This window comes from Lacticaseibacillus suibinensis, assembly GCF_003946175.1.
Lineage (GTDB): Bacteria > Bacillota > Bacilli > Lactobacillales > Lactobacillaceae > Lacticaseibacillus > Lacticaseibacillus suibinensis.
Window position 1 is genome coordinate 1 of sequence record NZ_RHOK01000006.1, and the last position, 24,847, is coordinate 24,847.

General features: G+C 49.4%; 21 protein-coding genes and 1 pseudogene. 6 read left to right on the top strand and 16 right to left on the bottom strand.

Going from position 1 to position 24,847, the window contains the following annotated elements:
• Positions 1-143 precede the first annotated feature (143 nt).
• Positions 144-299: pseudogene (locus EKM90_RS13300) on the top strand (site-specific integrase); the annotation flags it as partial.
• A 157-nt stretch (positions 300-456) separates the two neighbouring features.
• Here EKM90_RS13300 and EKM90_RS04115 read toward each other — a convergent pair.
• The 3 genes from EKM90_RS04115 to EKM90_RS04125 all read right to left on the bottom strand — a co-directional run bounded on the left by EKM90_RS04115 (position 457) and on the right by EKM90_RS04125 (position 2,559).
• Entirely contained in the window at positions 457-1,659 is a 1,203-nt protein-coding gene (locus EKM90_RS04115) for a tyrosine-type recombinase/integrase (protein ID WP_125579964.1), read from the bottom strand.
• The gene (locus EKM90_RS04120) at positions 1,652-1,864 is read right to left on the bottom strand and encodes a DUF3173 domain-containing protein (RefSeq protein ID WP_125579966.1); all 213 of its coding nucleotides are present in this window, start codon (positions 1,862-1,864) and stop codon (positions 1,652-1,654) included. Before EKM90_RS04120 ends, EKM90_RS04115 begins: the two co-directional genes overlap by 8 nt.
• A gap of 173 nt (positions 1,865-2,037) precedes the next feature.
• A complete protein-coding gene (locus tag EKM90_RS04125) occupies positions 2,038-2,559 on the bottom strand; it encodes a helix-turn-helix transcriptional regulator (RefSeq protein ID WP_125579968.1) in 522 nt (173 codons plus the stop codon).
• 422 nt (positions 2,560-2,981) lie between these two features.
• Between EKM90_RS04125 and EKM90_RS04130 the strand changes: the two genes are divergently transcribed.
• On the top strand, positions 2,982-4,127 hold the full coding sequence (locus EKM90_RS04130) for a replication initiation factor domain-containing protein (protein ID WP_125579970.1): 1,146 nt from the start codon (positions 2,982-2,984) through the stop codon (positions 4,125-4,127).
• 57 nt (positions 4,128-4,184) lie between these two features.
• On the top strand, positions 4,185-4,571 hold the full coding sequence (locus EKM90_RS04135; RefSeq protein WP_125579972.1) for a hypothetical protein: 387 nt from the start codon (positions 4,185-4,187) through the stop codon (positions 4,569-4,571).
• Between the two features lie 50 nt (positions 4,572-4,621).
• On the opposite strand, the gene EKM90_RS04140 is transcribed toward EKM90_RS04135, so the two are convergent.
• From EKM90_RS04140 to EKM90_RS04150, 3 genes are all read right to left on the bottom strand, one after another.
• A complete protein-coding gene (locus EKM90_RS04140; RefSeq protein WP_125579974.1) occupies positions 4,622-7,387 on the bottom strand; it encodes a DNA methyltransferase in 2,766 nt (921 codons plus the stop codon).
• Between the two features lie 122 nt (positions 7,388-7,509).
• The gene (locus EKM90_RS04145; RefSeq protein WP_016363707.1) at positions 7,510-7,788 is read right to left on the bottom strand and encodes a helix-turn-helix domain-containing protein; all 279 of its coding nucleotides are present in this window, start codon (positions 7,786-7,788) and stop codon (positions 7,510-7,512) included.
• 1 nt (position 7,789) lies between these two features.
• Positions 7,790-8,149, bottom strand: a complete 360-nt coding sequence (locus EKM90_RS04150) for a type II toxin-antitoxin system RelE/ParE family toxin (RefSeq protein ID WP_125580175.1) — start codon at positions 8,147-8,149, stop codon at positions 7,790-7,792.
• A gap of 209 nt (positions 8,150-8,358) precedes the next feature.
• Here EKM90_RS04150 and EKM90_RS04155 point away from each other — a divergent pair, with 209 nt between their 5' ends.
• On the top strand, positions 8,359-9,192 hold the full coding sequence (locus EKM90_RS04155; RefSeq protein WP_125579976.1) for a DUF6414 family protein: 834 nt from the start codon (positions 8,359-8,361) through the stop codon (positions 9,190-9,192).
• Positions 9,192-10,337, top strand: coding sequence for an AAA family ATPase (locus EKM90_RS04160; RefSeq protein ID WP_125579978.1), 1,146 nt, complete (start codon positions 9,192-9,194; stop codon positions 10,335-10,337). Before EKM90_RS04155 ends, EKM90_RS04160 begins: the two co-directional genes overlap by 1 nt.
• A gap of 174 nt (positions 10,338-10,511) precedes the next feature.
• On the opposite strand, the gene guaA is transcribed toward EKM90_RS04160, so the two are convergent.
• Positions 10,512-12,062, bottom strand: a complete 1,551-nt coding sequence (gene guaA / locus EKM90_RS04165) for a glutamine-hydrolyzing GMP synthase (RefSeq protein ID WP_125579980.1) — start codon at positions 12,060-12,062, stop codon at positions 10,512-10,514.
• 92 nt (positions 12,063-12,154) lie between these two features.
• Positions 12,155-13,078 carry a type I pantothenate kinase gene (gene coaA / locus EKM90_RS04170; RefSeq protein ID WP_125579982.1) on the bottom strand — a complete coding sequence of 308 codons (924 nt, stop codon included), beginning with the start codon at positions 13,076-13,078 and terminating at the stop codon, positions 12,155-12,157.
• A 344-nt stretch (positions 13,079-13,422) separates the two neighbouring features.
• Between coaA and EKM90_RS04175 the strand changes: the two genes are divergently transcribed.
• Positions 13,423-14,436, top strand: a complete 1,014-nt coding sequence (locus tag EKM90_RS04175) for an NAD(P)-dependent oxidoreductase (RefSeq protein WP_125579984.1) — start codon at positions 13,423-13,425, stop codon at positions 14,434-14,436.
• A gap of 52 nt (positions 14,437-14,488) precedes the next feature.
• On the opposite strand, the gene EKM90_RS04180 is transcribed toward EKM90_RS04175, so the two are convergent.
• From EKM90_RS04180 to EKM90_RS04215, 8 genes are all read right to left on the bottom strand, one after another.
• A complete protein-coding gene (locus EKM90_RS04180; protein ID WP_125579986.1) occupies positions 14,489-15,511 on the bottom strand; it encodes a branched-chain amino acid aminotransferase in 1,023 nt (340 codons plus the stop codon).
• A gap of 107 nt (positions 15,512-15,618) precedes the next feature.
• A complete protein-coding gene (locus tag EKM90_RS04185) occupies positions 15,619-16,434 on the bottom strand; it encodes a DUF2785 domain-containing protein (protein ID WP_225422716.1) in 816 nt (271 codons plus the stop codon).
• Positions 16,435-16,532: 98 nt separating this feature from the next.
• Complete coding sequence (locus EKM90_RS04190; protein ID WP_125579988.1) at positions 16,533-17,348, bottom strand: MurR/RpiR family transcriptional regulator; 816 nt, start codon at positions 17,346-17,348, stop codon at positions 16,533-16,535.
• Between the two features lie 54 nt (positions 17,349-17,402).
• Positions 17,403-18,698, bottom strand: a complete 1,296-nt coding sequence (locus EKM90_RS04195; RefSeq protein ID WP_125579990.1) for a PTS sugar transporter subunit IIC — start codon at positions 18,696-18,698, stop codon at positions 17,403-17,405.
• 5 nt (positions 18,699-18,703) lie between these two features.
• A complete protein-coding gene (locus EKM90_RS04200; protein ID WP_125579992.1) occupies positions 18,704-20,230 on the bottom strand; it encodes a DUF4127 family protein in 1,527 nt (508 codons plus the stop codon).
• A gap of 3 nt (positions 20,231-20,233) precedes the next feature.
• Positions 20,234-21,013 carry a Cof-type HAD-IIB family hydrolase gene (locus EKM90_RS04205; RefSeq protein ID WP_225422717.1) on the bottom strand — a complete coding sequence of 260 codons (780 nt, stop codon included), beginning with the start codon at positions 21,011-21,013 and terminating at the stop codon, positions 20,234-20,236.
• Positions 21,014-21,029: 16 nt separating this feature from the next.
• Positions 21,030-21,716, bottom strand: coding sequence for an N-acetylmannosamine-6-phosphate 2-epimerase (locus EKM90_RS04210; protein WP_125579994.1), 687 nt, complete (start codon positions 21,714-21,716; stop codon positions 21,030-21,032).
• A 447-nt stretch (positions 21,717-22,163) separates the two neighbouring features.
• A complete protein-coding gene (locus EKM90_RS04215; RefSeq protein ID WP_164507847.1) occupies positions 22,164-24,725 on the bottom strand; it encodes a BspA family leucine-rich repeat surface protein in 2,562 nt (853 codons plus the stop codon).
• Between the last annotated feature and the right edge of the window lie 122 nt (positions 24,726-24,847).

Below are 24,847 nucleotides of genomic sequence, written 5' to 3' on the forward strand. Positions count from 1 at the left end.
AGTTGTTGGTAATGCTTGTGGGTGTTAGTCTGAGAGTGGGTCATGAAGATTCCTGCTTTCTTGTTTAGCTAGTACTAACAAGAATAGGTCTTCATGGCCTTTTTGGTCTAGTCGTCAGGGTGTTGCACTTGAATTGTAAACTGGGGCTCGGAACTTACGGGCATTTATATCCGAATATGAACTTTGAGGCCGCCAAACGGCTGAATGGTCTAGTCGAAATTTCGACCGCTAAATCAGACGTGGCGCAGGTTCAAAACAACGGTGTTACCGCTGGACTTGCGCCAGAAGTTGCACGATAGTTGCACGAACGGGTTAGGCAGTCATCAAAACGTTGATATACCGGCGTTTAAAAGCCGATTTTGTCTATTCCCATTCGAGGAAAGTTGGCCCTCATGAAACGTTGCTACATCAGTGTTTAGAGGCTTCCACTTTCCATTTTGGCAGGGTTTTGGCAGGCTAGTATTTTATTGACTGATTACCATTAAAATCGACGCCTGATTCAGTCGCCGAATCAAATTTGATGTTGCCACTCATCTTCGCCGCAAGTTCCTCATCGCCACGGCTCCACAAGTGCGAATAATGCTTCAACGTGATCTCTGGTGATGAGTGGCCTAATCGTTTCGATACATGTAACACATTCGCGTTAAATTCGTTGATCAAGTAACTCACATGTGAGTGCCGTAGACCTTTAGCTTGAATGTCTACAACATCTGCCAGCTTCGCATAACGCGTGATCACTTTCATCACAGTTGAGCGGTACGTCGGCTTGCCCGTTGCACTCATCACAAAATTCTTCACGCCATGTGCTTCTTGAACGGCCTGCCACTCTTTCAATACAGCGATCGTATCGTCATCAAGCGAAATGGTGCGCATACCCTCTACTGTCTTGGTATATGGTTTGCGCGTCCAATCATTTTGGTTTCTCATATCAAGCGTATGATGAACGCGCATTTTCTTACTACCAAAATCAATATCGCTCCACCAGAGCGCCAAACCTTCGCTGACACGAATGCCGGTCATGTAATACACCCACAGCATGACGAAACACATATGCTCGTAGAAGTCCTCGCAATAGATTTTTGACAAGACTGCTTCAAACTCGTCCTTCGTCCAAAACGCGACGGCAGCTTTACCTTTAGGAATGGCCTTAGTTCGCTTTGAAATATTACTTGATAGAAAGTTGAGTGTCACCGCATAATCTAACGTTGTTCGCAGCATTGTGTACACCAGCGACGAGTAGGCTTGCGATAGCCCTGAATCATTAAGCAACCAGATACGGAACCGCTCACAGTCGCCAACTTCGATGTCACGTAACTTCATTTTACCGAAACGGTCAGTAAGAATCTTCATGGTTGATTGCCGAGAGTTCCACGTACTATCTTCAACAATCGAGCGATAATATGGCTTATAGGTCTGAGCCATGAACTCGTCATAGGTCAAATTATAGTTGATCAGCCCGTTTGAAAGTTGATACTCATGCTTGACGCGAATCAGCTCTTTGTGCGCGGCATAGGCGGTAGCAAACGGCTGACCTAACTGATCTTTACGGCTTTTACATTGAATGCGCTCGCCAGTTGCTTTATCTACCCCCAATTCAGTTTGATAGAAGAACTTTCCGTTGGCGTCCGAGTAGACACCGGTATATTTAGTTTTAGACATGGTCTTGCTCCTCGTTTCCGAGTGAACAGCCAATGATTTCTTCGACAACGCTAAGCGGTACGTCACCTAGCCGACGATTACTGTAAAACGGGTAGCCTCTTTGCACCATGATGATCTTGGCTTGACGGATGATCATCATCGCGGTGTGTTCGCGGTAATGACCAAGCCGCATCAATTCGGCTTTATTGATTGTACTGTTTTTCATGGTTACCTCACTTGTAATGTTTTCCCTGCCTGTGAGATAATCAATCCAGATAGGACCCATATCTTATCTGTGTGAGGTGACTACTTGCTTTGGACGGCGTAGTCGCCTTTTTGATTACCCACGATTTCTTATTATTGACGCACTGCCCTTTGCATACGAATGGCCGCACGATTCTAAAGCTTGTCCTCATTCTTCAACACATAATCAATTTTCTTGACGATCTCATCCAGTTTGTCTAACGGCAATCGGGTAATCTTGCCTGGGAACATCCGCACCTTGTTATCATCGTCTAGAATTGGCATCGCATCCTCATCGTAAAGTGGATGCGGCGCAAAGAAATTCATCACATGATCGACTTGGTAGGCAATCTTGTCTAGATCAGAAGCTGAGTAATGATCCATCAACGTGCCAATCTGGAAAATAGTTCTGATTCTCTCATCGTATGCGTCAATGCGATCTAAGATTACTGGCACATCATTCAAGGCCACTTCTTTTGGCGAACCAAACAACTCAACTGGTGTTGCATTAAACACCTTGGCAAATTTCTCAAGCGTCTCAAACGTTGGATAGCGCACACCGCGCTCAATGTTTGAGATGCTTTGTTTTTTTACACCAATCTTGTTCGCCAGATCCTCCTGCGACATATCGTACTGCTTTCGCAGACGCGCAATGTTACGGCCAAAATTTTCAATCATTCTAATCACCTCGTTTTTATTCGGGAAGTCCCCGTAAGCACATCATAAATGGAGTTGTTTGTAAAGTCAATATGGATAGTCCACAAAGTTACCAAATAGTTCAAATTGTTTTTAATTGACATCTATACTTAAATGGATTATTCTGTGTTTACGAACTCAATAGTTTTCACATGAGTTCTAATTGAACTACTAGAAAACTAAAAAGGAAGGTGAATACGAATGCTAGATGTATTTCAAGAGTCGCTCTCAATATAACTCTGAGTAGTATGCCCCGGTCGGCACGGCCAGCGGCATAAGTGCCGGCCGAGGGCAAATCACAATTCAGGGTGCCTTTCTAATAGCACCCTGTAAGGAAACAAATAAATGCGCAAATTAACCTGCGCATAAGCATCAATACCGTGTTGTATCAGATTTTCACGACAATGTTAAAAGTTGCAACTAGTCGCAACTTTAAGGAGGTGAACAATATAGTTACATCGCAACCCACTACGCAAAACGTACTCGGCAAAGTCGACTGGTTACAAATCATCTTCGTAAATGTACAATGGCAAACCATCTTCTCTGACGTCTTGTTGATCACACCTGACTGTGTCACCAGTGAAGCCGGTTCGTTAAAGCACGAAGAGTATGACATTGTTTACGCTTGCGGATCAATCCGCTACTACACAACCGAAGACCACGGCACACGCGGTACTCTAGTCATGAGCGGCCAAGCCTGTACCATGTATGAATGGGGTATGTTGGCAGCCGATACCCAACAGAACGTTTTCCAAGAACTTGCCTTACGGATTATCGAGCTGGCAACCAACCACGCCGCCACGTTTGAAATCAGTCGCCTCGATCTGGCGCTAGATGATTATAATACCAAGCCATTCTTTGGCATTGATACCATCATCGGCAAGGTACGCCGTAAGCAGTTCTTATCCAAGGGTCGTTCCGCACAACTAATTGATAGTGAGTTCGACAAGCGTACTCGATCTAAGACCCAACAAATCGGGTCTCGTGGCTCCGACTGCATATTCCGGTTCTATGAGAAAGCTAAGGAATTGGCGCATAGTCTCTCTGGCGTTGACCGCGAAAAAATGCTGGACGAAGCACCACAAATTCGGCTTGAGGCAGAAACTCGACACGATACTGCCAAAAGCCTGCTAATGGTAATCGCGTACATGACCCAAGAGCAAACGCTAAGTAATCTCATTCGCGGTTTTGTCAAAACCGAACTGAACTTCTACACATCAACTGACTACACAACCGTCGCCCGCTGGTGGATAAACTTTCTCAAGCCTTGTTTTGTACCGACGATTCGTCGGCAAAAACCACGAACAGATTTTGACAAATCAATGTACTGGTTTGAGCACCAAGGCGGTTTTGCAATCACCCAAGCACTATACTTCTTGGTCAGCCACCAAATGATTGTTCCACCTACACTGCTAGCGGAGGATCCAGAATATCTGTGGAACTCAGAGCTTGCCAACAAGTTGATTGATTTTGTGATCATCAATGACCGGCCAGACTTGGTTCCATTGATCCAAAGACGCATCAAAAAACCGCTCACTCCTGAACAGTGAACGGCTTAGGAAAATACCCAATAACAAGTATACTCAACTTCGAAAGGAAATTACACTATGGCTAAAATGTTAAGCATGCGCGATTTCGACTACTCCAAGATCGGCAACATCTTTGAACTAGACGAAGTCACCCCTAAAATGGCTACGGAAGAACGCCTTGATGATTCTGGCAACAAAATCATGGGCAATGATGGTACACCGCGAAAATTCAACACTGATGAAATTGTCGGCTATAAGTATTCCGTCACGATTCTGGAAGGTGAACATCGTAAGAAGTCCACTCAGATCACCGTTTCTGGTCTCGATTGTCCAATCAACAACGCGGAAATCATGAAACGTGACAGCGTGAAATGCCGCTTTACCGGTTTAGAACCGAGCATGGTCGGCAACCCAATCTACTACAAGGCCGAAAAGATTGAATTAGTGGCCCCACAGGCCAAATAAAAACACTCTGGGCTACCCAATCTAAACGGGTAGTCCTTTTTCTCGAAATTCTACTTGGTCAGTTGCCGATAACGTTCAAACAGCATGGCGACCGTATCACTCTCGGTGGTGCCTTTAATTGTCAGCCCATATGCCCGCATAACGGCTCGATCGTTATCTTGGTGTGCCTTGCGCAGTTCAGGAACCGTCGCCAACGGATCATAAAGATCAGCTAAGCTACTATCTGGATAGAGCTTACGGGCATCCAGAATTCCTTGGGCGGTTTGTTCAATTTGCGTCTTTTGCTTGTCATCAACTTCCGGCCACGGGAAATTTGCATAGACGGTTGGCGAGTAACTGTAATCGCTCTTCATCCTACCAGCAACCGCACGCATCCACGCCATATGCACATTAGAAGTCATCACGCCGAACATATACAGGCTGGCATTCGGAACGAGATACAGCTTGTTGCTGGCAATAATATCTGGTGGCATCCACCCCATCGGCACATAACGGCGGTTTTCGCTCGAAACCTCGGGGACCGCTAGATAGTTTGAATCCGGTTGACGAATTTCAGTGAATAACATGGGCATTTCCGCCAATGCCTTAACTGACGGCGTAGGGCTCTTCAATCTTGCTTCGGTGACGGCCGCTAATCGTTCCATGATCGGTGGAACAGAGCGAAACTGACTTGGTGAGACACCCTTTAACCAAATGCAGTAACGCTCAACATTATTGATAAAGTCTCTGGAGCCAACATAACGTCGAATATAACTTTCAGTTTGCGGGTACTGCTTAATTAACGCCGCTCGTTCCGCTGGAGAAAGAATCAAGTTACCACCATCAACTGGTTTACTACCCTGCGACATCATTGGAAATTGAGAACCAGACACACTAATCTTTCGCCGAGGTTGTGGGTAAACATTCGCTCCCTCGGTAAGATACGCATTGATGTGATCAACCAGCTTCATCTGGCCGCCTTCAAACAGACGCTTATTTCCCTTGCGTGGGTAGCCGGTGAACCCAATGATGACCACATGAACTTGCGCTTTTTCCTTGGCTTCACTGCTCCAGCGGAATGTCCGGTACGCGAATTGAATCTCGATCCCTTTTTCGAATAGCTTTGGCCAAAGTGTTGGGGCTTGCTCACCTTGGGTGATCGAGTTAGTCGAAACAAAGGCGACTTCGGTCGTTTTACCTTGAATGAAGTCTGCCGCTTTGTTGTACCACGCCGCGACATAATCCAGCTTGCCGTACTTGCTAAAATCATGGAAGGCAATATCCATATCTGCAGCTTGCGCACGTGTCCGCTTCTCGTGACCATAAAATGGTGGATTGCCAATGATATAAGTAATCCGTTCACCGCCAACTACCGTTTCCCAATCGAGACGGATGGCATTGCCTTCTGTGATGTTGGTATATGTCTTCAGGGGTAAGAAGTCCATATTCGCGTAGACAATCGCCGCCGTTTCTTCCATCATCTGCGATTCAGCGATCCACAACGCTGTCTTGCCGACGGACACCGCAAAGTCATTGATTTCAATACCATAAAACTGTTGAATGGACACCTTGATCAAATCGTCATCAACTGCCAACATACTTTCATTCCCGTAAATCAAGCTGATAACCTGGTTTTCGAGCTTCCGCAATGACAAATAGGTTTCAGTCAGAAAGTTACCTGACCCACACGCTGGATCAAAGAAACGCAACTTACCGAGCCGGGCTTGAAAATCTGTCGCGCGTTGAATCATGGTCTTACGTTGCTTAATTTGCTTGATTTCAGTCAGCTCATCTCGGAGACCGTCTAGGAACATTGGATCAATGACTTTATGAATATTGGCAATCGAGGTATAGTGCATGCCACCTTCACGTCGCGTGTCTGGGTTCAAGGTACTCTCAAACACCGCACCAAAAATTGTTGGGCTGATCTCAGACCAGTCAAACTCCTTGCTGGCTTGATCTAGAATCAAAGCGCGCAACGAATCGGTGAATTGTGGAATCTCAACTTCCTCATTAGCAAACATTCCGCCATTCACATACGGAAACTCAGCCAACTTTTCTTCCAGATATGGGTCGCGTTTATCGATTGGCGTATCCAGCACACGAAACAGGTCTATCAAGGCCGTGCGCAGATGCCGCGTCTCAAATTCATTGAGATAGTCGTGAAACATACCATGACGGCCAAACATGCCAGCATCTTCAGCGTACAAGCAAAACACTAGACGCACCGACAACTCGTTGATACTACGCTGACTGCTGGCATTAGTAGGATCGCGATATTGCGTGAAAAGTTCATCGTAAATCTTGCCGACCAACTCACCAGCTTGCATTGAAACTTCCATCTCTTTATCGAGATGTGGGTTCAACTGATCAACGATAAAGTCCAGACGGTAATACTCGGTCGGTAAGTCCTTAAGCTGGATCACTGCCGGCTCGCCATTAGGTTGCTCCATATCATACACGAAGAACTGGGTGAAGTTGCTCGTGATAATCCAGCGCGGCCGCTTAGAGTACGGTAAATTGGCGGAGTATCGTTTTGCTTGCTCAAACGGAGACAGCAAACTGCCGTCAGATTGCCGTATGCCATCAAACAAGCTCTTATTTCGGCCTTTCTGTTCAATCAACACCTTGGTTGTGTCAATGAAACCGTCAATAAAGCTGGTGTGATCCAGCATTACTCGGTCTTCAAAACTGATGTACTCGCCAGGATTAGGAATATCATAGACAGTCTCCAGCAAGTCCAACCAGAAGGTCTGACTATCCTGTCGTTCATTACCACGATCTTGCCAACGCTTGGTAAAAGCCGTAGCAGCTCGTTTTTGATCTGCTTCCTTCATGAAACAGCCTCGATTCGTCAGTATTATGTTTCAAGTATCACGCATCAATCATATAAAGAAAAGCGCCAGTCTCGAAGTTCCGAAAACTGACGCTCACAAACATTAGGACACATCTCTATATTTTAAGTGAATTCAACTTTGAGCTTTTTTCCCAGTGCAAAGGCAATCTTGCTCATGGTATCGAAGCTAGTATTCTGGCCATGTTCAATTCTTGCAATCGTTGACTGCGGCACATCTGCACGCTCTGCCAGTTCCCGTTGGGTCAAGCCAGCACGTTCACGCTCGTTCATCAACGCCACCGCACTCTCAAGTTTAGCAGATTCGGCATCAAAGCCTGCCTTGAATTCAGGGTCTTTAAGTTGTTCAGCGAGATAATCGTCAAAAAGAATGTTCTTTGCCATGTTACTTACCTCCCAAATTATCGTAGTATTCTGTCCTGAGTTCTTTGGCATGATTAAGTTCAGACACCGGCGTCTTCTGGGTCTTCTTCGTGAAGCCATGCGTAATCACATAATGCGGACCTTCAACGTGGAAGTACAAGCCGCGCTGGATATTAGATCCCGTTGTCCGAAGCTCAAAGATGCCATCTGAGATTTTTCTGATCCACATTTGGCGCGCCGCCACCTGCAAACCGAATTTCTGTGTCTTAGCAATAACGGTGACCAGCTTCTGCTTTTCCACCGGTTTCAAACTATCTAAGAATTCTTGGAATTCATTGTGTCCACTGGGACGCGTGTAAAACTCGAACTTAGGATTTTCCATGAGTTCAGTATACACCCAGCGAGTCATAATATCAATATATGCTATCAGCATTCTAAAATCCACATTTCAAAACTTCGTAGTCTCTAAATGAGTGAATTAAAAGATCAGCGCACTCGGGAACGCTTGTTCGAGAATCAACCATATAAGCCTTCTACTCTGCTATAATACGTATGAATCAATAAAAATTATATAGATAAGGCGGAACACACATGAAGAAAAACCTGCCACGAAAAATCATCTACTTTGATGAAACCTCCGCTGTAGATTTATTACAGGTTCGTCAAAAAGGACATCTGACGAGAACCGAGGAAACAATTCGATCTATGACTGGGAAAATTGGCGCAGATGCTGACATAAAAGCACAACTAGACGAAGGCGTCGGAGTCAATAAGCTGATGAGTCATATCTCTGGCTTATCCGCCGGCATCAACTCAATGATGGGAGCAAACGGATCTCTCAACGGAAGTAAAATTGCCAGAACCGTCATTGAGAATTCTTTGCTTTATGATTTCTTGGAGGCCGCTGAATCGAAACGGGGAACGCCATTATTAGATATTAAGGAAGGCTACGCACTCTCAATTCCGAAGGATTCAATGACTTACTTCGCAACCATAGCACCTCTAACAGAGATGATGGAGGGACATCAGCAGCTCGACAATCCAGATATTACCATGGCAATTTCAAAAATGAACAGCGGCATCCGAAACTCTAAAGGTTACTACGAAGTAGTCGGAGAAAAAACTGATTCAAAATTTGGTAAATCCATCATCACTCAAAAAGTATTTCGTTTTAACATTGATGCTTTTAAGAACAATTACCGCATTCAGGATTTGCCTAAAATGAACTTAGTTCTGTATGCTATTCACGTCGGTACAACAAGGCTATCCCAACTCGATTTTGAAACAGAATTCAATCTTGACAGTCAGCAGTCCGAAGTCGGATTTAGCGGTTTAGCCAAGCAGGCTCAATCCCATCAGGATGCTGATTCTAACGACGAAAAATCGCTTGATGTTTTCGATGTCGTTTTAGCGGGGGTTCGCTAATGGCAAATATTCAATTATTCTACGGATCGAGCAAAGATTTCCACTCTCTACTTAATCGAAATCAAGTAGAGGACAATTACACACCATTTATGGAGCTGATTCGTCAATATAACGTAACAGTCCGCGCCAACGATACTATGGGCAACAAAGATGCTGAATTTAGCCGCGATGAAATTGACAACGTAGTAATTTTTGCTGATGACTTTGCATCGGTCACAGAACACGTAATCTCAAATTTCTCGAATATTGTACTACTTGGTCACGAGATCGAAAACTTGTATATTCAAAACCCTCCGAAACGAGTTGAATACTCTATCAGATCCAACTTTAATGAAGATGAGATTGATGAAGCAAGGTCGCCATATTTTTCACCCAGTACGACCGAAGTCACAAAACTTTACTCTCAACTACTAACCGGAAAAGTTGTTGGCCAAAACAACGCTAAACGTGAATCGTGCGTAGGATTGTATAAAGCGGCGTACCATCATCAGAAAAAACCTACCGTCATGATGTTCTACGGTCCCTCTGGCGTAGGGAAAACTGAATTAGCTAAGAACATTAGCAACTTCTATCATGGTAAGTTAACACGAATTCAGTTTTCAATGATGCAAACCGAGGAAGCCTTCAAATATGTTTTCGGTGATGAACATGCTCGGCCATCCATGGCTAGGGACTTACTATCGCGCGAATCAAACATAGTCCTTATCGACGAATTCGATAAGGTATCCCCCAGCCTATATAACGTATTTTATCAAATGTTTGATGAGGGTATTTTCGAGGACATCAATTACAAAGTGGACGTATCTAGTTGTATATTCATCTTAACGTCTAATTTCAACGATGAGGAAACTATTGCGTCCACAGTGGGCCTTCCAATATATTCAAGAATTGATCAAAAGATTAAATTTGAAAAACTAACCAAGGAGGAAATCTCCACGGTCATCTCTAATGCCTTCAAGCGAATTCTGTCAGAACTCACCCCGGAGGATCAGAAATTTATTAGCGCCTCAAAATTAGAAGAACACTATCAAGGAAATTTGCAGATTTTTTCAAACGTTCGCATGCTTGATTCATTTATCGAAAATGACGTATATACCATGTTGCTTGAGCAACAAATAACAGTTAACTCAAGTTCAGATGAATAGTAGTACCCGACCCCACAAAAAGAGCCATATCTCAAGCAATTCGCTATGAGTATATGGCTCTTTATTTGGCAGGATTTTGGCAGGGAACCAAGTAAATTCTACCCATTTCAACCCGTTTCACTTCGTCTGAAATGCCGTTAAACCAAGCTTTTCACTTCAAGTGATACCTGCATTTTATTCCCATTCAATGGTTGCCGGCGGCTTAGACGTAATATCATACACGACGCGGTTAACATGCCCCACCTCGTTGACAATCCGGGCCGAGATCTTCTGCAGTACATCCCAATCAATGCGGGCAAAGTCGGCGGTCATACCATCAATCGAAGTGATGGCACGAATGGCGATGGTGTAATCATACGTGCGGCCATCCCCCATCACGCCAACGCTGCGGAAGCCTGGCAGGACCGTGAAGTATTGCCAGATACTTTCTTGCAGGCCGGCCTTGGCGATTTCATCGCGCAGGACCCAGTCGGAGTCGCGGACAATTTCCAGTTTGTCCTTGGTCACTTCACCCAGCACCCGAATGCCGAGGCCAGGGCCTGGGAACGGCTGACGCCACACGAGATCATGCGGCAGGCCGAGACGTTCGCCGAGGTCGCGGGCTTCATCTTTGAACAGTTTGTTCAGCGGTTCGATGAGCTTAAACTTCAAGTCTTCTGGCAGGCCGCCGACGTTATGGTGCGACTTGATGGTTTGGGCCGTATCGGTACCGGACTCCACCACGTCGGTGTACAGCGTGCCTTGGGCCAGGTAATCGATGCCGTGCAGCTTGCGGGCTTCATCATTGAAGACCTCGATAAAGTCGCGGCCGATGATCTTACGTTTTTGCTCAGGGTCGGTGACACCGGCGAGATCGCCAAGGAAGCGGTCCGCGGCGTCCACCTTGATGATTTTGACCCCGAGGCCTTTGCCGAGACTGTCCATCACTTGGGCCGCTTCATTCTTGCGCAGCAGGCCGTGGTCAACGAAGATGCAGGTCAGCTGGTCGCCAATCGCCTTGTTGAGCAGCGCCGCGACAACGGAGCTGTCCACGCCGCCAGAGAGGCCGAGCAGGACTTTCTGGTCGCCGACTTCGGCGCGGATTTCCGCGATTTGGTCGTCGATGAAGTCGCCCATGTTCCAGTTAGCTTCCGCGTGGCAAATGTCGAAGGCAAAATGGTGCAGGATTTCATGGCCATACTGCGTGTTTTGAACCTCGGCGTGGAACTGAATCCCGTAGAACTTACGGTCATCGTCGTCCATCGCGGCAATCGGGCAGTTCGTGCTGGTGGCGGTGGTGCGAAAACCTGCCGGCACTGCCCGCACCAGGTCGCCGTGACTCATCCACACGGTTTGCTCTTCAGGCAAGCCGGCGAAGACCTTAGCAGTCGGGTCGGTGACGGTGATGTCGACTTTACCGTATTCGCGGTTGTCTGCGGCTTCCACGTCGCCGCCGAGGCGCTGCGCCATCAGCTGCATGCCGTAGCAAACCCCCAGAATCGGGATGCCCAGCTTGAAAATCTCGTCGTCGACGCCAAGTGCGCCTTCGTCGTACACCGAGTTCGGGCCGCCAGAGAAGATGATCCCTTTTGGCGCGAGCTGGCGGACTTCTTCTGCTGTGATCGTATGCGGCTTGAGTTCGGAATAGATGCCGAATTCACGAATGCGCCGCGTGATCAATTGATTGTACTGACTGCCATAATCAAGGACGATAATTTTGTCGTAGTCCTGGGCCTTGGTTGCCAAGTTTTGCCACACTCCCTTTATTGAATTGTTACTATTCTATGCAAAAAACGCCAGCGGGTCAATCTGGGATGAGAATCTGCTCAGATTACCGCCTAGAATTTCCGCAGCCGCACTTCATCGATCAGATGATGGGCGGTTTTGTGCAATATGACATCCGCCCGATTTTTGGTCGGCAGAATGTACTCGGTCAGGTTTTTCAAGTTGACGTCGCGCCAGACCTGTTTGGCCATTTTGAACGCATCTTGCCGGTCCCCGATGGCGTACTGGTAATAGTAGTTGGTCGGGTCAGTGAAGGCCGTATCCAGCAACATGCCGAAACGTTCCAGGTACCACTGCTCGATGTTCTTAGGGTCGGCGTCGACGTAAATCGAAAAGTCGAAGTAGTCGCTCACGTAAATCGGTGCCTTGCTTGGCAGCTGCAGGACGTTAATGCCTTCGACAATCAGGATGTCCGGATGGTCGATGACTTCTTCTTCCCCCGGCACAATGTCGTAGATCTGATGGCTGTACTTCGGCGCCCGCACGACGCCGTTGTTGTTTTTGACGTTGTTGAGGAAATGAATCAGCAAGTCCATGTCGTAGCTTTCCGGGAAACCCTTGCGGTTCAAAATCCCGCGCCGCTCCAGCTCCTGATTCGGGTACAAGAAGCCATCCGTGGTGATCAGCTGAATGCGCCGGTCCGGATACGCTCGCGAAAGCAGCAGCTGCAGCAGGCGGGCGGTGGTGCTTTTGCCTACCGCCACCGAGCCGCAAATGCCGATGATGAACGGCCGGGCGTGATACGGAATGCTCAGGAACTGACTGAGGGTCCGCGCGTCGTCTTGGTAGTCGTTGTAGCGGATGTGAATCAGGTGGCGCAGCGGTGAGTAGACGGTTTTGACATCGTCCATGCTGATGATATCGTTCAGCGATTGCAACTGGCTCAGTTCGTCGTCAGAGACGGAAGCAAAGTTGTGGGCGTGAAAATTCGCCCACTCGTCGCGGCTGAACTTGTAGTAATTCATTTCGGATTCCATAACTGCTCCTTGAGGCTGAGATTTACTCTAGTTTAGCGCTTTCGCCGCCGGTTTTGGGGATTTCGGGGAAAACAGTTGCCGGGTTGCGGGAAAAATCTGCGGCGCCGCAATCATACAGTCCACCCGCCTTGATGAAACGGGGGCGGCGCCGGTCTGCTTGCTGACATCGGGCTCAAGCCACTTACTTTTACCACAGATGACTGATGCTGTTTATGATCAGCCGATATTATGCCTGTCATCAACCGTTAAAAGTTTTATTTAAGAAAGATGTTGTCGCTTTCATTTGGCTGCTTCGTTCTGGTACACTTAGGTTTCTATACCAACCCGGAAGGAAGTCATTCCTGATGAAAATCACTGCTTTCGGGGTGCGGCCAGATGAGCGCCAGCACTTCGAGCGATGGACGAATCACACCGGCGATGAAATTCGCCAAACTGCAGAGCTGTTAACCCCGGAAACCTTGGCCTTGGCCAAAGGCAGCCAAGGTATCACCAGTTTTCAAACTGTCCCTTACGCCGCCGGCATTTTCAAAGCCATGCGGCAGCGCCACATTCCTTGGCTCGCGCTGCGCAACACCGGCGTAGACAATGTCGATTTTGCTGCCGCTGAGCGCGAAGGTATTCGCATCACCAATGTCCCGGCCTACTCGCCGAATGCCATTGCCGAATTTGCCTTGGCCGATATGCTTTACCTGCTGCGCCAAACCGGCCTGGTGCAGCGCGACCTGCAGGCTAATCAGTATCAGGCCGCAACCCAGCACATCGGCCGCGAGCTGCGCACGTCCACTGTCGGCGTCATCGGCACCGGTCGCATCGGCCGCAGCCTGATTGCCAGTCTCAACGGCATTGGCGCCAAAGTACTGGCCTTTGACCCGCATCCCAAAACCGATGCCAGTTTGCAGTATGAATCCGTGTCGTTTCAGACCTTGCTGAAGCACAGTGACATTGTGACACTGCATGTGCCTGGCACGCCGGCGAATACCCATTTGATTGACAAAGCGGCGCTGGCGCTGATGAAGCCAGGTAGTCTGCTGATCAATACCGGAAGGCCGAATTTGATTGATACCACCGCCGTCATCGCCGCCTTGCAAAGTCGCCAGCTGGGTGGCGTCGGCATTGACACCTTTGAGCACGAGGCCGACGATCTGTTGGCCCTAGACCAAGCTGGCCAGTTCAATGATCCCCAGTGGCAAACGCTGCTGGCGATGCCGAATGTCATCTTGTCGCCGCACATTGCCTACTACACCGACACCGCGGTACGCAACATGGTCGAATGCGCCTTGCAGGCTCTCCATGACCTGCAGGACCACCAGGCCAGCAACTGCGAGGTTTATCCAGAAGGCATGGCCAAAGCGGAATAAACTGAAGACCCGTCACCTATTTTGCGGTGGCGGGTCTTCTTGTATGCTCTTGCTAGTCAACGGTCACAATCCACCCAGCCGGCGCTGGCACATCGCCGAATTGGATGCCGGTCAGCTCATCATACAGCCGCTGGGTTACCGGCCCGATGCCGCCATCCCCGAATTGATGGACTTGGTCATGGTAGGTGATGCTGGCGATTGGCGTAATCACCGCCGCTGTGCCGCAAGCGCCAGCTTCAGCGAAGTCAGCGAGGCTCGTGATGGGAATCTGGGTTTCCTCTGCATCCAAGCCGAAGCGGTCACGGGCCAAGGCGAGCAGCGAACGCCGGGTGATGCTTGGCAGAATGGACGGCGACTGCGGCGTCAAGAACCGTTTGCCGTCCCTGGTGATAGCAAAGAAGTTAGCACTGCCAACTTCTTCAATGTACTTGTGCTCGATCGGGTCGAGGTAAATCGCATCCCCGTAGCCGTGCTCATGGGCATACTTACCGGCTTGCAGGCTGGCGGCGTAGTTGCCGCCGACCTTGCTTTGCCCGGTGCCATAATGCGCCGCGCGGTCGAAATGATCGGCCACGATGAACTTGGTGGGCACCATTCCGCCTTTGTAGTAAGCCCCCACCGGCATCGCAAAAATCGTGAAGAGGTATTCCTTGGCTGGTGCCACCCCGATATTCGGGCCCACGCCCAGTAGTAGCGGCCGCAGATACAGCGTCGCGCCGGTGCCATAGGGCGGAACATAGTCAGCGTTGGCGGCCACGACCTGCTTAGCGGCGGCGAGAAACTGAGCCGTTGGGACTGGCGGCATCAGGAGCTTGCTGGCGGAATCTTGCAGCCGCTGGGCGTTAAGCGCCGGACGGAACAGTTGAATAGTGCCTTTTTTTGTGCGATAGGCTTTCAAGCCTTCAAAGGCAGATTGGCCATAATGCAGCGCCGGGCTGCCGACGTTCAGCTGCAAGGTATTGCCTTGCACCAACTTACCTTCATCCCACGCGCCATCCTTGTAGTGCGCCTCATAGCGACAAGGCAACTCCATGTAATTAAAGCCTAATACGTTCCAATCGATAGCCACTGCCACGTTGCTTCCTCCTCTGAAAGACTCATCTGTTCGCATCGTACAAAGGAATGCGCCCACTTGCAAGCAATTTGGCCAAACCGCAATCGGTTTTTAATGATTGGTTGGGGTTAATCGCGGAAACCCATCTGTTGGAAATATGAGTCAATTTCGGCTTTGGCGACGGCTTGCAGGTTAGGGGTCAGGAAATAGAGCGCCTCGCACACCCGCTTAAACGTGCTCACTCGGTAATAATACTGAATATCCGCTGGCGTCTGCTCGTAACTGGTCCAAATCTGTTGGCTGCACGCCTGCAGCTGGCCAATGACTGACGCCTCGCCACCCTCCAGCTTAGCGATACTACTCCACACCACTGCTAGGCGTTCCTCTTCATCATCGGCAAAAGGCGCGGTGGTGGCAAGTAGAACCGCACTGACAGCCTGCGCCGCGGCCGGCAGTTGCGCTGGCGGAAAGGCAGGATGTTGCACTGCTGCATCCAGGAAATCACTGCCATGCGCAATCGCATGCGCCCAGCCGTGGCCTGGCACATAACCGCGGCGGTCGGTTTCGCTTGGCAGATACTTCAACGCCTGCGCAAACCAGATCTGGCGTTGCTCCCTCGTCAGAAACGCCGACTCTGCATCTGCACTGAGTATCAAGGCGCCAAGTAGCGCCGTGAAACTGCGGGTGAAGATTAAATCAGATTCACTACCCTGCCCGGTGAAAAGCGCCTCACCGGCTGTGGTTTGGCGAGCAATCAACTGTTTTTGGCCAGTGGTGAACCCGCCGGCCATGAAGCCCCTGGCTAACAGCGTATAGACCAGGTCGTCGCGGATAGCGCCGTCTGGATCGCCGATGTGGTCAAGCAGCCACTGGATTTTTGCTTCGGTGAAGCTGAGTGGATCAGGTTGTGTCAACAACGCTTCAAGCTCATTTTTCATCTGCATCCTCGCCTCGTCTTTCTAATCTTGCCTTGATTATATCGAAATCCTTACCCTACGCAAAAAGACACCCGCAGAGGCGGATGTCTTCATAAACGTTTCAGTTAGTCGACCCGGTTGATCAAGGCATCGTTGATGCGGTCCTTGAGCAACTGCGTACGTTTTGGATTGAGCTCACGGAGCTGCTGACAAATCAGGTCGATAATGGTGAGCTGGCCAAGCACCGGCAGAAAGTCGGAACTGTCGCGACCACTACCAGCAGGCGGGGCCAATGTAAAGTCGCTCGCTTGGGTCAGCTTAGTGTTCAGGTAGTTGGTGATGGCGATGATGTCCACGCCGAAGCGCTTGGCGATAGCGACGTTTTGTAGCAAATCGCGGGTATTACCGGTGTTAGAGATTGCGACCACCACATCATCCGCTTGCAGCAAGGCAATATCGATGGCTTGCAGATGAATGTCAGGGTCAAAAATCACAGCGACCCCCATCCGCGTCAGGCGAGTTTTGAAATAATTCCCGACCATGGCGGAAATACCGGCACCGAAGATGCACACCGCATGCGCCTCATCGATGGCTTTAGCCACTGCCGCCAAATGTTCCGGCAAAACCGCTTTTTGCAGCCGCTTCAGGTACTCCACATACTGGCTGGTGGGCAGCTCGTCTTTTTCATCCGGGGTTTCCTGATTGACCGAGATCACGGCTAAATCGCGGGCTAGTTGCAGTTTAAAGTCTTGGAACCCCTTGAAATGCAACTTGCGACAGAACCTGATGACGGTGGTTTCCGCGACTTGGGCTTTCGCCGCTAAGTCACCAATCGATAGATGTTGCACATCTTCTGAATTGACCAGCACATACTGGGCAATTTTACGTTCGGCTTTCGTTAGTGATGGATAAAAGCCGTTAATCGTGGTTAAAACATCCATCCTGTTCACCCCTTCACTCTCTGCTATGAATTATAGCACAGCGGAGGGACTAGCTTAGTCCTTGGTGCGATTAGCGAAGCGAACGAATGGGAAGTAGATTAACGTCCCAATGGCGATCAAGATGATTTGCAAAATAGAAGCGCGCCAGTCACCATTCGTGGCCAGATAGCCGGAAATGACTGCAGGCGTGGTCCATGGCGTCATGACAGAGGTGCGGGCAACCAGACCAGCCGCTGTGGCGAAGTATGCAATGGTGGTGGTCACCAATGGCGTGATGACCAGCGGAATACCCAGAATTGGGTTGAAGACCACTGGCATCCCAAACATAATTGGTTCCGAAACGTTGAACAGTGATGGCACCAAACCAACCTTAGCAATGGTCCGGTAGTCTTCACGCTTGGAAGCAAGCAGTACGGCCAAAATCAGGCAAAGGATCATACCACCGCCACCGCACCAAGCAAAGGCATCCAAGAATGGCTTGGTCACAATGTTAGGCAAAGCTGCATTGGCCTTCAAAGCATCCATGTTTTGCTGCAGAGACGTCAGCAGCACTGGTTCGCCGATGGAGCCCAGAATGAAGGTACCGTGCAAACCAAAAGCCCACAGGAAGTTGCTCAAGAAGACATACATCAAAATCCCGGCCAAACTCTGGAAGCCGCCAACCAATGGCGCCTGGAAGAATTTAACAATCAAATCTGGCCAATTGGTGTTCAATCCGACTTCAACGGCGAAGTCGACCACACCAAAAATCAAGGAAACTAGGAAGGCTGGAATCAAGACGTTGAAGGACTTAGCTAATGCTGGTGGCACCGAGTCTGGCATCTTGATGCGCAGCTTGTCGATTTTGTTGAATTTGCACAGCAAGGTTACCCCAATCAAGCTGGAAATAATGGCCAAGAACATGCCGGTAGCACTAGTCTCGTTCTGGGAGAAAATCGCCGCAACGGTCACGTTCTTACCAGTGGCTGTGGTCACTGCCAAGCTAGCTGGCAAAAGCACGAAGAAGCTGATCACGCCGAAGACCCCACCGAAGGAAGGATCATCGCCTTTGTACGCGCGAGTCAGGCGTTCGCCAATCGTGTACGCGATCAAAATCGCGAGGATGCCGAGTGTCGCATTGTAAACCTGGCCGCCAATCAAAGTCAGCTTAGCCGCCCAGGCGAATTTACCAAGGAGCCCATTAGCACCGAGCACCAGGTTATTAATCAGGACCCAAAATGACGCAATGATGGTGGCGGGCATCAACGTGATGAAACCATCACGAATCGCCATGATATGTTTCTGTTCCGAGAACTTATTCGCGCCGACCAGCAGCGCTTGAACAAAATGATTGCTGTCTTTATTTTCCATGTTTATCACACCTCCAAGGTGGTATAGGCACAATTAATTTCAAACATGCGGTTCCAAGGAAAACTGATTCGCAGCTGGAGCTTGGCCCCAGCCAATGAATGTTGCAACGTGGTGGCAGCCAGCGCTTCAATCTGCTTAGCTACTTCAGCCCCCACGGCCTCGGCCTGGTCTTTCAGGTCGAAGTAATTGAGTCCGAACCGAGGCAGCCAGTTGTCGGTGACCTCGCCGCGGACGACGCTTTGATAAAACGCATCATCCAAGAGTGCGGTCAAAATCTCATGCCAGCGTACTGCCGGCGTGGCCTTACGCTGAATCATCGCGGCGCTGATGGTGCTGCCCAGCGTGTTGCAGTTGGTGTTCCACCCGCGATATGCCGCCAGCTTAGGGAGCAAGCCTTGGGTGTCCAACATCTCGATAAGCTCGAGGTCGGCACCATTGGCATAGGCACTGTCTGCCACTGCTACGGCTTTGCCGGCATCGAGTAACACACCAATCTGCGAAACAAAGGCGCGAAGATTGCGGTAAGTATCATAGGTGACATCGGCATGGGTACGCTGATCACGCGCTTCGATCATCTGCTTGCCTGGCGTGTTCACTGCCAAGATCAAATCAGCGCTCTCTGGGCTTAAGGCCACTTGCGCCCCAGCCGACAGAATGTGCGACTTCACACTTTCGCACAGCGGCCGATCTTCATACAGAGGGATTTGAGTTTTACCAATTTCACTGGCATACAGCGGATAGATGCTGAAACTGCCGCCGGTCAAGCCTTGCACCGCCCGCGCCAGTAAGGTGTACCCTGCTTCATCGGCACCAGGATAGGTGCCGATGCGCGCTTGCAGCCGCGTTTTCTTGATCAGCGGATAAACGGCGGCCTGGTCATGCGCGGTATAGCCATAAGGGGCGCTGTCATCTTGCGGAATGGCTAAATAGTCAATCACGCCGGCCTGGACCAAATCGATATTGGCCAAATTGACCTTGAGATTATTCTCGCGGCGCTGCTCGTAATCGGTGATATCCTCTGCTGGCACGGTGCGGCTTAACTGCCGCTCCTCGGCGCGCTCGGCGTCATCCAGGCCTTCGCGGTTTTCCTTATCAATCAGCCAGCCGTAGCGAAAAATCTCCGCGCCATAATCTTCATAATAAGCCGGCTCCTCATCCCCACTGCTGTAGCGAGGGGTACGCATGATCAAGTTCGAGCCGTACAGTTTTAGCGCTGGATTGGTAGCCTTCAGCCCTTTCAAAAATGCTTTATATTCGGCGATATCAGGTTTTTCCGTTTCAGGATAAATCCGAGAAGGCAACAAGCCCCCATAAGCCAGCATTTCAGTGGAATACACCACCGCGTCAGCGTCGGCGCTTTCCGCCTTCAAGAAATCCCGTAAAGCGCTCACATTTGCTGGTAGCTTTTTGTGGCCCAGCAGAGACGTTGGCGGCGCCACCACCGTGACATTCTCAAGCTGGGTAAATAACCGCAGCGGATAATCGAGATTACATGGCCGCTCATCCAGTGGGATATAAACAATTTTGCTCAACAATTAGGCCATCCTTTCAATCAATTCGGCGATACTATCAACATGCGCGCTGGCGGCGGCAATCGTTGGCGCGTCTGCCAACTTACCCACAGCAAAGCTATTCGGCGTCAAGCCAAACATCGTGGTGTCGTTCTCAGCATCCCCGGCCACATAAACCTGCTTAGGGTCAAACTGGCGCTGCTCGATTAGGGCTTGAACGGCTTGCCCTTTGGAGGCTTGCGGCGAAAAAATTTCCAGTGAACTGGGACTGGTTTGTTGCACATTGACTTGATCCCCTAACGCCGCCTTCAGTGCTTTGATCAGCGGCTTAAAGGTGGCGGTATCACCAAAAATCAAATAAATGACAGGGTCGAAGCTCGGCTGTTCGATAAAGCCAACAAGGTCGGGCTTTACTATAGAGGTATCAACGAATTCGGCGACCTGTGAAGGATCGCGAGGTGATGGAAAATAGCGATGGTTGATATCGGAAACTTCGACGCGCAGACCTTGGCCAAACACTATGCCGTTAATCGTCGGGACCAGTGCATGGGGAATGGTCGCTTGACTCACTAGGTCGCCAGCTTGATCACGCACCACGGCGCCATTTTGACTGATGCGATAAGCGCCAGCCACGCCGATTTGACGTTCAACATACTTGATGTCTTCATCGAGGCGACCGGTGCAAACGACGAATTCGTTGCCGGCTTGCACATAGCTTTTCAACTGAGCCAAGCTGACGTCATCAATCTGATTATGGGCATCCAATAATGTCCCGTCTAAATCACAAATCAATAATTTCTTCAATATGATCAACCTATTTCTATTTAGCGTTATATGCAGCGATGGTCTTAGTGTAGCGCGCGGTAATCTGCTGCGGCCGCGTGATGGCACCGCCGACAACGGCGGAATATGCGCCCAGTTCAAACGCATGGGTGACATGTTCGGGTTCATACGTGTGACCTTCGAGGATAATCGGTGTGGTCACGGCTTGGGCTAGCTTGCTCAACAAGTCAAAATCCGGCAAGTCCCGTTGCGGCGTGTACGGCGTGTATCCTGACATGGTCGTCGAAATCAGATCAAAGCCCAGTTTGCTAGCAGCCACCCCTTCGTCGAAATTCGAGATATCTGCCATCGCCAGCCGACCCGCGGCGTGAATGGCGGCCACGAGGTCTGGCAGTTGCTCATCGTGCGGCCGCTTGCGATTCGTGGCATCAGTGGCAATTACCTCTGCCTTGGTTCCGTCAATCAGTTCGCACACCTCCTTCATCGTGGCGGTGATATACACTTCCGAATCGGAATAGTCGCGTTTGATAATGCCGATAACGGGCAAATCAACTTGCCGCTCAATTTCCTGAATATCCGGCACCGAATTGGCACGAATGCCCTTAGCGCCACCTTCTTTGGCCGCAATCGCCAGCCGACCCATGATGAAACTGCTGTGTAGCGGTTCATCCGGCAATGCCTGGCAAGAAACAATCAACTGATGATGAATCTGATTCAAGTCCATTTGACCTCCTCCTTTCACCGCATATGGTACCCTGTTTTGATTTGGAAGTAAATATCCTTTTTATATATATTTATGGAGTTTAATTGCATTATTTGATTTTTGTGCCTGGTAATCCTTGATAGCATACGCTTAGGCGTATAAAAATAGCGGCCAAATTAGACCGCTATTGTCCGTTTCTTCGGCAAAAAGGTGCCCAGCACCTTTTTAACCAAGCTGTTGCGTTAGCTCTAGTTGTTGCAACGACGCTTGCACGGCCGGGGTTTGCGCCTGGCCTTGCGCAATGACCTGTCCTGCCGCGATGTGCGGGTCCAGGCCAGTAGTAAGTTCAATAAAGACATAGTCGGAATAATCCCGTAGAAAAGATGGCCCATCCCAGCAGCAGTCGGGGATCGGGCCATCATGTGTTTGATTTATTTTATTGGTACGCGTGACACACTTACTTGTGTTTTAACTGCGGTGACGCTTGCGCCAATTGATGCCGAGTAAGCCGAGCAAGCCTATGCCCAAAGCGGCTAGACCGTTTGCAGCGACGCTACCGGTCTGTGGTAGGCTACCATAAGCGTCTTTATTTTTGTTGCCAATGTTGGTACCACCGTTGCTAGCATTCCCGCCATCATTTGCTAACTTCGTATAGTGAACTGTCACATCCTCAGCATTTACCAATTCGGTAATCGGTTCGCTGGTATCAATAGTTTGGGCAGCCACAGTGGTTACCTCTGCCTTGTATCCCGGAACTGATGGGACCGAATAGGCCTCGTAATGATTTTGTGGTAAATAAGCCAGATATTCGTCGTAATCACGCGAGATTTCTTCATCTTCTTCATCCGGGCCATACCAATTCCAGTGCCACTGCACCTTTTGAACCACGTCCTTTAGCATACCCGCAGGCAAACCGGTAAATGTAATGCGACGAGTGGTGATTTTTGGAATTTGTTTGATACCGATTGCTTGATACTCAATCTCGCCGTCTTCGTCCAATGGTGCTAATGTCAATTTCTCATTCGGATCTACAAGCTCGTAACCATCTGGCAAATTAATTTGACTCAGGTCTGCTGTCGCACCAATCTCTCCGTATAACACCCCTCCTTCTCCTCGATCTTCACCTAGCGTATGATCGTCGAACCAGATGCCGAGATAGCCAAGTGCTCCATCTTGAAGGCGATAGGTGTCGCCGAACCCGCCGTTGTATTGTAGGCCAAATTGATGGCCAGTCTTCTCCCCAGTCCAAACTTGACCTGCTGGGGCCCAAAAGCGGTCTAGATAATTTTCGTCATTGATGACTAAAATCTCCAGTTGATTAACTTCATTAATCAACTCAGGCGCAGAACTGGGATAAAATTTGAGTCCTGTGATATCAAGGCGCTTAAGAGCAGGCATATCAATAAACGAGTTGCTGGCATAAACCTCTTTTCCGTTCCAATTGGATAGATCAACCTCCCCGACCCCGCTTTGGCTCAGAAAATTACTCATATCGCTCAAATTGTCCACTTGCCAATTTGAAAGATCTAGTTGAGTCAAGCTACTTGTGCCGGAAAAGACGGAATGCATCGACCTGACTGAACTGACATCCCAAGAATTAATTCGAATTTCCGTTAGACTTTCACATCCATCAAACAGCCATGCCATTTGCTCTACTTTAGCTGTATTCCAGTTTTCTGCTTCAACGGTTTCTAGACTCGAATTGTAGGTAAACATACCGCTAATATCTTCGACCTGGCTCACATCAAGTCTGTCAAGATGCTCAATCTCGGTTAAACCATCAAGATAGGCGAACAGGTAGGATGAATCTCTTGGGGCCTCAATTTGGCCATTAAGAACAATCCGAGTAATTAAACTACCAAATACCCACCATGGCGAGCGCAATTCGGTATCCAACCCTGCGCCACCTTCAAGCGACAGAGTGCCATCCTCGTCCACCGTCCAGGCTACTGTCCCCCATGTTCCGCTCCTCGGCGCTGGTGTCAGTGTATATGTATCTGCATATCCGCCAGCATAATTGTCGAAAAAGGTGTGGCCCTTTGTGGTGCCTTCCCATTGCATCCCGTCTTTGATTGGCACATTAGCCAGGCGTGTTTGGCTGCCTAATACCAGTTTGTCGACACTTGAATCTCGAGCTTCAAATGGTTCCTGCGGATCAGCGAATACCGCATTTCCAAAATTAACTTCAGTCAGATCAGTGCGAGCGAACATTCGGTCCAAATCGACTTCCGAATTAAACTGCCAAGAAGACAAATCAAATGAATCAACACCAGAAAAGCCAAACATCCAGTACATCGATTTAACATTAGAGACGTCGAAATTGCTCACGTCAAGCGAAGACAGCTGGGTTGTGGCATAAAACATGCTCCCCATCGAAACCACATTACTTGTATCCAGCAACTCGATATTAATGAAATCTGTCACCTGGTAAAATTCCGAGAATAGACTTGAACTGTCATCTGGCGCATAAACAGTATCGAGGAATATCACCTGCTCAATCTCACGGCTAAATTCCTCCCACGGAGATTCTCCGTCAGTATCTACCCCTTTGCCACCGTGAAGGATCAGTTCCCCTTCATTGGTCAGCGTCCAGTCAACCGTTCCCCAAGTACCCTGCGCACTAATCGGCGCCCCGGCCTTCTCGTCCTGGCTGATTTCAGCGGCAACGTCTACTGTTGCGTCATCTGAAGTTGGGGCCGGCTGATTGTCAGTTATGCTCGCCTCGTCAGACATTGAGGTTTCTGCGCCTGGCATATTCGCTTCAACCTCTGTTTCTATCTCCTCCTCAAGGTCAGCCGAGGTTTCGCCTTCGTCATCATCACCAATCACCGGCAGATCTACTGCCGATTCGCTATCAGTCGCCGCACCATCCAGCGAAGGTGTCACCAGCACGGAACTGGTCGCTTCCCCTGGTGTTTCCCCTTCCGCATGGGCCACCACTGGCGCCATGCCAGTCAAAATAGTGGTGCTCGCCAGCACAGTCAGCGCCAGTGAGGCGCAGAGGCGGCGGGTTCGTTTCTCTTTTGTCATGGGGTCCTCCCTTATCCAAACCTTATGCATTTAATAATCCCTTACAAATATAATTGTAAACGAATGCAGTCATAGCTTGTCCAGTCAGACGGGTTTGCGTGCACCAAAAAACGCCCTCCAGA

What these genes read in the sequence shown, in the direction of transcription:
- EKM90_RS04145 (WP_016363707.1), bottom strand. Translation starts at nt 7,788, where the DNA reads ATGGCAAAGAACATTCTTTTTGACGATTATCTCGCTGAACAACTTAAA.
- EKM90_RS04150 (WP_125580175.1), bottom strand. Translation starts at nt 8,149, where the DNA reads ATGGAAAATCCTAAGTTCGAGTTTTACACGCGTCCCAGTGGACACAAT.
- EKM90_RS04195 (WP_125579990.1), bottom strand. Translation starts at nt 18,698, where the DNA reads ATGGAAAATAAAGACAGCAATCATTTTGTTCAAGCGCTGCTGGTCGGC.
- EKM90_RS04120 (WP_125579966.1), bottom strand. Translation starts at nt 1,864, where the DNA reads ATGAAAAACAGTACAATCAATAAAGCCGAATTGATGCGGCTTGGTCAT.
- EKM90_RS04160 (WP_125579978.1), top strand. Translation starts at nt 9,192, where the DNA reads ATGGCAAATATTCAATTATTCTACGGATCGAGCAAAGATTTCCACTCT.
- coaA (WP_125579982.1), bottom strand. Translation starts at nt 13,078, where the DNA reads ATGGAATCCGAAATGAATTACTACAAGTTCAGCCGCGACGAGTGGGCG.
- EKM90_RS04155 (WP_125579976.1), top strand. Translation starts at nt 8,359, where the DNA reads ATGAAGAAAAACCTGCCACGAAAAATCATCTACTTTGATGAAACCTCC.
- EKM90_RS04210 (WP_125579994.1), bottom strand. Translation starts at nt 21,716, where the DNA reads ATGGACTTGAATCAGATTCATCATCAGTTGATTGTTTCTTGCCAGGCA.
- EKM90_RS04190 (WP_125579988.1), bottom strand. Translation starts at nt 17,348, where the DNA reads ATGGATGTTTTAACCACGATTAACGGCTTTTATCCATCACTAACGAAA.
- EKM90_RS04215 (WP_164507847.1), bottom strand. Translation starts at nt 24,725, where the DNA reads ATGACAAAAGAGAAACGAACCCGCCGCCTCTGCGCCTCACTGGCGCTG.
- EKM90_RS04115 (WP_125579964.1), bottom strand. Translation starts at nt 1,659, where the DNA reads ATGTCTAAAACTAAATATACCGGTGTCTACTCGGACGCCAACGGAAAG.
- EKM90_RS04185 (WP_225422716.1), bottom strand. Translation starts at nt 16,434, where the DNA reads ATGCAGATGAAAAATGAGCTTGAAGCGTTGTTGACACAACCTGATCCA.
- EKM90_RS04130 (WP_125579970.1), top strand. Translation starts at nt 2,982, where the DNA reads ATGTTAAAAGTTGCAACTAGTCGCAACTTTAAGGAGGTGAACAATATA.
- EKM90_RS04125 (WP_125579968.1), bottom strand. Translation starts at nt 2,559, where the DNA reads ATGATTGAAAATTTTGGCCGTAACATTGCGCGTCTGCGAAAGCAGTAC.
- EKM90_RS04140 (WP_125579974.1), bottom strand. Translation starts at nt 7,387, where the DNA reads ATGAAGGAAGCAGATCAAAAACGAGCTGCTACGGCTTTTACCAAGCGT.
- EKM90_RS04135 (WP_125579972.1), top strand. Translation starts at nt 4,185, where the DNA reads ATGGCTAAAATGTTAAGCATGCGCGATTTCGACTACTCCAAGATCGGC.
- EKM90_RS04175 (WP_125579984.1), top strand. Translation starts at nt 13,423, where the DNA reads ATGAAAATCACTGCTTTCGGGGTGCGGCCAGATGAGCGCCAGCACTTC.